The organism is Flavobacterium taihuense (assembly GCF_019351435.1).
Lineage (GTDB): Bacteria > Bacteroidota > Bacteroidia > Flavobacteriales > Flavobacteriaceae > Flavobacterium > Flavobacterium taihuense.
Window position 1 is genome coordinate 134,223 of record NZ_JAHWYN010000012.1, and the last position, 6,038, is coordinate 140,260.

Annotated in this window: 7 protein-coding genes; 3 read left to right on the forward strand and 4 right to left on the reverse strand. The window is 36.6% G+C overall.

The window, feature by feature from the left end; translation table 11 throughout:
- Nucleotides 1-30 precede the first annotated feature (30 nt).
- Genes KZH69_RS14035 through KZH69_RS14050 form a run of 4 tightly spaced genes read right to left on the reverse strand, consistent with a single transcriptional unit; the run spans nucleotide 31 to nucleotide 2,543 of the window.
- Complete coding sequence (locus KZH69_RS14035) at nucleotides 31-561, reverse strand: hypothetical protein (protein WP_219318104.1); 531 nt, start codon at nucleotides 559-561, stop codon at nucleotides 31-33.
- A gap of 11 nt (nucleotides 562-572) precedes the next feature.
- Nucleotides 573-932 (reverse strand): cupin domain-containing protein, encoded by a 360-nt coding sequence (locus KZH69_RS14040; protein WP_219318105.1) that lies wholly within the window; start codon nucleotides 930-932, stop codon nucleotides 573-575.
- A 41-nt stretch (nucleotides 933-973) separates the two neighbouring features.
- Entirely contained in the window at nucleotides 974-1,597 is a 624-nt protein-coding gene (locus KZH69_RS14045; RefSeq protein ID WP_219318106.1) for an alpha/beta hydrolase, read from the reverse strand.
- A 7-nt stretch (nucleotides 1,598-1,604) separates the two neighbouring features.
- The gene (locus KZH69_RS14050) at nucleotides 1,605-2,543 is read right to left on the reverse strand and encodes a ring-cleaving dioxygenase (RefSeq protein ID WP_219318107.1); all 939 of its coding nucleotides are present in this window, start codon (nucleotides 2,541-2,543) and stop codon (nucleotides 1,605-1,607) included.
- A gap of 685 nt (nucleotides 2,544-3,228) precedes the next feature.
- Between KZH69_RS14050 and KZH69_RS14055 the strand changes: the two genes are divergently transcribed.
- From KZH69_RS14055 to KZH69_RS20545, 3 genes are all read left to right on the forward strand, one after another.
- Nucleotides 3,229-4,230, forward strand: coding sequence for a nitrilase-related carbon-nitrogen hydrolase (locus KZH69_RS14055; protein ID WP_219318108.1), 1,002 nt, complete (start codon nucleotides 3,229-3,231; stop codon nucleotides 4,228-4,230).
- A gap of 26 nt (nucleotides 4,231-4,256) precedes the next feature.
- Nucleotides 4,257-5,576: an epoxide hydrolase family protein gene (locus tag KZH69_RS14060; RefSeq protein WP_255558034.1), complete on the forward strand. Its 1,320-nt coding sequence runs from the start codon at nucleotides 4,257-4,259 to the stop codon at nucleotides 5,574-5,576.
- A 254-nt stretch (nucleotides 5,577-5,830) separates the two neighbouring features.
- On the forward strand, nucleotides 5,831-5,899 hold the full coding sequence (locus tag KZH69_RS20545; RefSeq protein WP_255558035.1) for a cupin domain-containing protein: 69 nt from the start codon (nucleotides 5,831-5,833) through the stop codon (nucleotides 5,897-5,899).
- Nucleotides 5,900-6,038 lie beyond the last annotated feature (139 nt).

Sequence of the window (6,038 nt, forward strand, 5' to 3'; positions counted from 1 at the left end):
TGTTTTATCTTAGGAAAGAATACAAAAGTATCATTTTGTAAACATAGGAAGTGGGTTATCAAAATGTATTAAGAAATTTTTTAAAATTTTATTGAATAGGAAAAGATGAAAACCAAGATTAGGTATTTTTTTTCTGATTTGTTTTATTTTTTTTCTGTTATATCCAAAATTGAGCAGCCCTAATGATACATCAATCCAATCTGCTTTCCTGAAAAACTCAATAGTTTTTGAATGTTTTCCCTGATATTGACTCATTTTATGATGCCAATAAATCATCATAGTAATTTCTTCCATCCAATCCTGTTTTTCAGATTCCCGTAAATGGATTTTGGCCTGTTCCATTGAAGGGTACAAATAATCAATAGTGTCGTCAGTCCAAATTCCGATATCATGAAATACACTTGCAATAGCATATTTTTCAATGTTATTTTCTTCAGAATCCATTAATTGGCAATTTAGAAATACTCTATAAACATGATTTTTATAACGATCATAATCTTCACCAAAAACTGGTTTGTATTTCTGAAATAAGTCTTCAATAATTTGATTTGAATAGTCCATTTAAAAAAGTTTTATTTTAGAGTTACGAAAATTGAGGATCTAACGGCCTTTTTAAGGTTTCTGGTTCGATGTCCTTTTCCAAAAGTATCTTCCACAAGCAAAACGTTTCCTGGTTCAAAACTTCTTTTCTCTCCTAATGAAGTTTCAATTTCAATGGCTCCATCTTGCAAAATAATATATTGTCTGGCTGGAGCCTGATGAAAATCATAATCGTAATTTGGTTTTACTTTTCTGAAAATAATTCCTGAAACGTTTTGTATTTCGGATAGAAAACCAATATCACCGCTTTCTTTGAGCGGGATTTTAATATCCTCAAAATGACTTTCTCCCGCAGCATCAGAAAATATTCGTGTTATTGTGTAGTTTTCCATTTTAATGCATATTTTGATTATTATTCACTCAAAAATGTCTTTCAAAAGTTGGTCTTAAACCATTCAACAGACAAATCCACATCTTCCTGGGTTAAATTATGCCCCGTATTCATTTCATAAAAAGTAACATTCAAATTGTTAGTTTTTAATATTTCAAGATATTTATTGGTGTCTCCAGCGTTTACGGTTGGATCATTTTTTCCAGAGGAGAAAAACACAGGTGTATTTTTTTCGTTTTTAACATTCTGAATGTTTCTAAAGGGCTGCATCGGACGGTATAATATCGCTCCAGCCAAAAAATCAGGATGCAGTATTAAGGTAGCTCCCGCAATATTCGCTCCGTTCGAATAACCCAAAGCAATGATTTTGGTACTGTCAAAACCTTCTTTTTCTGCTATTTCATTTAGGGAATGTACCATTTCATTCGTTCTGAATTCTAAATCTTTTTCATCGAAAACACCCATTCCTAATCTTTTAAAAAATCGGGGCATTCCGTTTTCAGATACGTTGCCACGCAGACTTAAGATATTGATATCATCGCCAAAATTTTTTGCTAATGGTACTAAATCGTGTTCATTTCCGCCAGTTCCATGCAGGAGCAAAAGTGTTTTTGCGCTTGCATTTCCTGTGCCTTTAAAAATATAGTGCAAGGGTTGAAAATCCATAATCTTATCAATTAATTTTCACTAAATGTTTTTCAATATCTTCTCTGCGACTTTCGTATTGAGAAGGCAATTTTAAACCTTTTCCTAAATTTTCGAGTGTTTCATCAACGGTAAACCCCGGATTATCGGTGGCTATTTCAAAAAGAACGCCGCCCGGTTCTCTAAAATAAAGCGAATGAAAATATTGACGGTCAATTTGGGGTGTTATCCCTAATTCTAAAGCGTCTATTTTTTCACGAAAATACATTAGAATTTCATCATTTTTTACTCGAAAGGCCACATGATGTACAGAACCATTGGCCACATGACCTCTTTTTTCATCTGGTAATTCCACTAAATCTACTATTGCTGCAGTTTCTACAGTATCAGTGGTATAGCGGAAACGGTTTACATCCTGATCGATTAATTTATAGCCAAATATATCAGTCAAAATAGCCGCAGTTGCTCTGATATTATTCAGAGTTAAAGTAATATTATGAAAGCCTTTGAGTGCATGATCAGCTTTTATTTCATCGGTTTCCCAAGCTTTTCGATTGTCAGCTGTTTTGGATTCTATTAATTCCAGTTTCAATCCGTCTGGGTCTAAAAAAGAAACATATCGCTCTCCAAATTTTTCTGAAGGTTTGTTGTAAATTACATTGTGTTGATCCAAACGTTTCACCCAAAAATCTAAACTTCCTTTTGGGACAGAATAACCAATTTCAGTGGCCATTCCAGATCCTTTTCGTCCTTGCTGAATTCCTTCGCCCCAAGGGAAAAAAGTTAAAATAGTTCCCGCACTTCCTATTTCATCTCCAAAATAAAAATGATAAGTTCCAGGATCGTCAAAATTGACCGTTTTTTTTATGAATCGCAATCCTAAAACGTTAGAATAAAAATTGAAATTACGTTTGGCATCCCCCGCGATTGCTGTAATATGATGAATGCCTAAGATTTTATTTTCCATGATATGAATTTTAAATATTTATATAACAAATTTATGTCGTTTATAAAGCCTTTGCATTGAACTATAACAAGAAAATGAAATGCCTTTTGTTGGGTTTAATTGATATTTTAGTTATTTCTAAATTCTTCTCAAATGGTTATGAGTATCAATCGTAAAGATTGAATATTGCTTTACATTTAATAAAGTTCAATAATTATGCCTTTTTAATAGAATACCGCAAATGCAGTGTTTGTTGCTATTTGAATCCAATTTTTTAGCGAAATATCGAAGTTTCAAAGGTTTTAGGAGCGATATAAAGTAAAAGAATTATGAAAGCTATTATTGTAAAGGTTTGATCTGATGTGACAAAATTTAACTTTAATGTATTTTGTTATGATGTATAATAATGGACACGTTTTTACATTAGAAAAAAACTCTTAGGAGAGGTGTCTTTTTAAATAAAAAGAAGGGAACTGATAAGCTATCACATTGGCACATCTTTCTAAAGAACTTTACAAATACGAATACGGGCCTAGTTAAAAGAAAAGATAAATTTTCAAGGAAGACAACACATTGTAAATCATTCGCATTCCGCATTGTCTAATTCACTGCCTATTTTGTCTCGTTACCCAATTTCTTGCTGTCATGAATTATACTATCGCGCTAATTTTGACACATAATTAAATAAAACATTAAAAAACAAACAATGAAAAATATTAAAAAATTAGAAACTAGTAGCGTGGTAAAAGTTGCCGCAGTACAAATCAGCCCGGTTTTATATAGCCGTGAGGGCACAGTTAAAAAGGTAGTGAACAAAATCCGTGAACTAGGCAAGAAAGGTGTTCAATTTGCCACTTTCCCAGAAACAATAGTACCTTATTACCCATACTTCTCTTTTATTCAGGCTCCCTATGCTATGGGAAAAGAACATCTACGATTATTGGAGGAATCTGTTACTGTGCCATCTGCTGATACAGATGCTATCGGAAAGGCTGCTAAAGAAGCTAAAATGGTGGTATCTATTGGTGTGAATGAACGTGATGGAGGAACAATCTATAATACGCAGCTACTTTTTGATGCTGATGGAACACTTATTCAACGCCGTCGCAAATTAACTCCCACATATCATGAGCGAATGATCTGGGGACAAGGCGATGCGTCTGGTTTGCGTGCTGTTGACAGTGCAGTTGGACGTATTGGACAACTTGCATGTTGGGAGCACTACAATCCATTATTTAGATATGCAATGATAGCAGATGGTGAACAAATTCACTCGGCTATGTATCCGGGTTCTTTTTTGGGAGCTTTACACGGTGAACAAATAGAAATCAGTGTTCGCCAGCATGCGCTCGAATCGGCCTCTTTTGTGGTTTGTGCATCAGGTTGGTTAGATGCCGCTCAGCAAGCACAGATTGCAAAAGACACTAATGGTCCGATAGGTCCAATTTCAGGAGGTAGTTTTACTGCTATCGTCGGACCGGACGGACAAATCATAGGTGAGGCGCTTAAAGAGGGAGAAGGCGAAGTGATTGCCAACATTGATTTTGCTCAGATAGATGCACGCAAGCGATTAATGGATGCAAGTGGACATTATAGTCGTCCCGAATTGTTGAGTTTGCTTATAGACCGTACTCCGACCGCTCATGTACACGACCGCAGCGCATACACTGAACTAGGCTCAGCGCAAGTACATGTTTCGGCAGAGTAATTAAGGAAGAAAAAAGAAATTGAAAATTGAAAGAGAAAATAAAAAAAATGGAAAATTCAAGAAACACAATATCTCGTGCATTTTGGACAGTAGTGTTAGCATTACAGCTAACAGCTGTTGCAGGGCAAAGGGAAAGAAAAACTGCGGATGTAAAAATTGATGAGGCCATCCGCCCTTATCGAGTAGCCATTTCGAATGCAGATTTGAAAGACTTAAATGAACGTGTATTGGCTACAAAATGGCCCGAAAAAGAAACTGTTGCTGACCAATCACAAGGTGCACAGCTTTCTAAATTGCAAAGTTTGGTACAATATTGGGGCACCAATTATGATTGGAGAAAGGCGGAAGCCAAGCTCAATGCTTACCCACAGTTTATAACGAAGATTGACGGGGTGGATATTCATTTCATTCAAGTTAAATCAAAACATAAAAATGCTATGCCACTTATTTTAAGTCATGGATGGCCTGGGTCAGTATTTGAATTTCTGAAAGTTATAGATCCGCTTACCAATCCTATTGCTTATGGTGGAAAAGCCGAAGATGCTTTTGATGTTATCATCCCTTCGTTGCCTGGTTTTGGTTTCTCAGGTAAGCCAACAGAAGCAGGGTGGAATGTTGACCGTATTGCAAAAGCTTGGGTGGTACTGATGAATCGTCTTGGATACAAGACTTATGTTGCTCAGGGTGGTGACTGGGGAGCTGGTATTGTCAACTCGATGGCACTACAGGCACCTACAGGATTGCTTGGTATTCATAGTAATTTGCCAGCAACGATGCCGGCAGAAGCAGGCAAAGCTTTGGCAAGCGGTATAGCGCCCGAAGGGTTCTCTGCACAAGAACGGGCTGCATTTGATCATCTGAGCAAATCAATAAAGGAAGGTAATTTTACCTATAAAGCAACAATGACTGCAAGACCGCAAGCTTTAGGTTACGGGGTAACAGATTCACCTGTAGGTCTTGCAGCATGGATTCTTTTGCATCCCGGTTTTTCTAATTGGTCCTATGGAGCCGATCCCAAACAATCACCAACAAGAGATGAAGTGCTAGATGATATTTCATTGTACTGGCTTACAAATAGTGCAACTTCTGCATCAAAAATTTATTGGGAAAACAGAAAGATCGAGATTGTAAGTGCAGGTTCAATGAAAACGGATCAGATCAAAATTCCAGTGGCTATAACCGTATTTCCAGAAGATGTCTTTACATCACCTGAAACATGGGCACGCAAGGCTTTTAAAAATCTAATATACTTCCATGAAGTGGATAGAGGTGGGCACTTCGCAGCATGGGAACAACCACAATTGTTTACACAAGAGTTGCGCGCTGCATTCAAACCACTGCGTTAATACTAAAGGTTGGTAATGAAAGAAATTTCGTTGTCCCTCTAACACCACAATAAATGAAACAAATGAAAAAGAGAAAAAAATTAGTGCTAATTACCATTGTTATTATGAGTCTTAGTGCACTTCTGTTCCCAAGCGATGCTATGGCTCAACAGTCAGGAATAAAACGCATCGATCTTCAGCGACACGATCTTAGTGTTTTCGGGTACGAAACTGTTCAAGCTCGCATTGACTTTGAACCAGGTACAGCTTTCGGAATGCATTCGCACCCAGGCGAAGAAGTTATATACGTTCTGGAAGGATTGCTAGAGTGCAAATTCCAGTGATATTGACCACCTAATTCCAATTTAAAGTGACCACCTGATTCCAATTCAAAATGACCACCTAATTCCGGAGCAAAATGACCACCTCCATTTTTCATTAAAAACTACTTTTTTTCATCTGTTAATTAGTATTCAAATATAC

Excerpts from the sequence above, each read along its gene's own strand:
- KZH69_RS14035 (WP_219318104.1), bottom strand. The coding sequence starts at position 561 with ATGGACTATTCAAATCAAATTATTGAAGACTTATTTCAGAAATACAAA.
- KZH69_RS14040 (WP_219318105.1), bottom strand. The coding sequence starts at position 932 with ATGGAAAACTACACAATAACACGAATATTTTCTGATGCTGCGGGAGAA.
- KZH69_RS14045 (WP_219318106.1), bottom strand. The coding sequence starts at position 1,597 with ATGGATTTTCAACCCTTGCACTATATTTTTAAAGGCACAGGAAATGCA.
- KZH69_RS14050 (WP_219318107.1), bottom strand. The coding sequence starts at position 2,543 with ATGGAAAATAAAATCTTAGGCATTCATCATATTACAGCAATCGCGGGG.
- KZH69_RS14055 (WP_219318108.1), top strand. The coding sequence starts at position 3,229 with ATGAAAAATATTAAAAAATTAGAAACTAGTAGCGTGGTAAAAGTTGCC.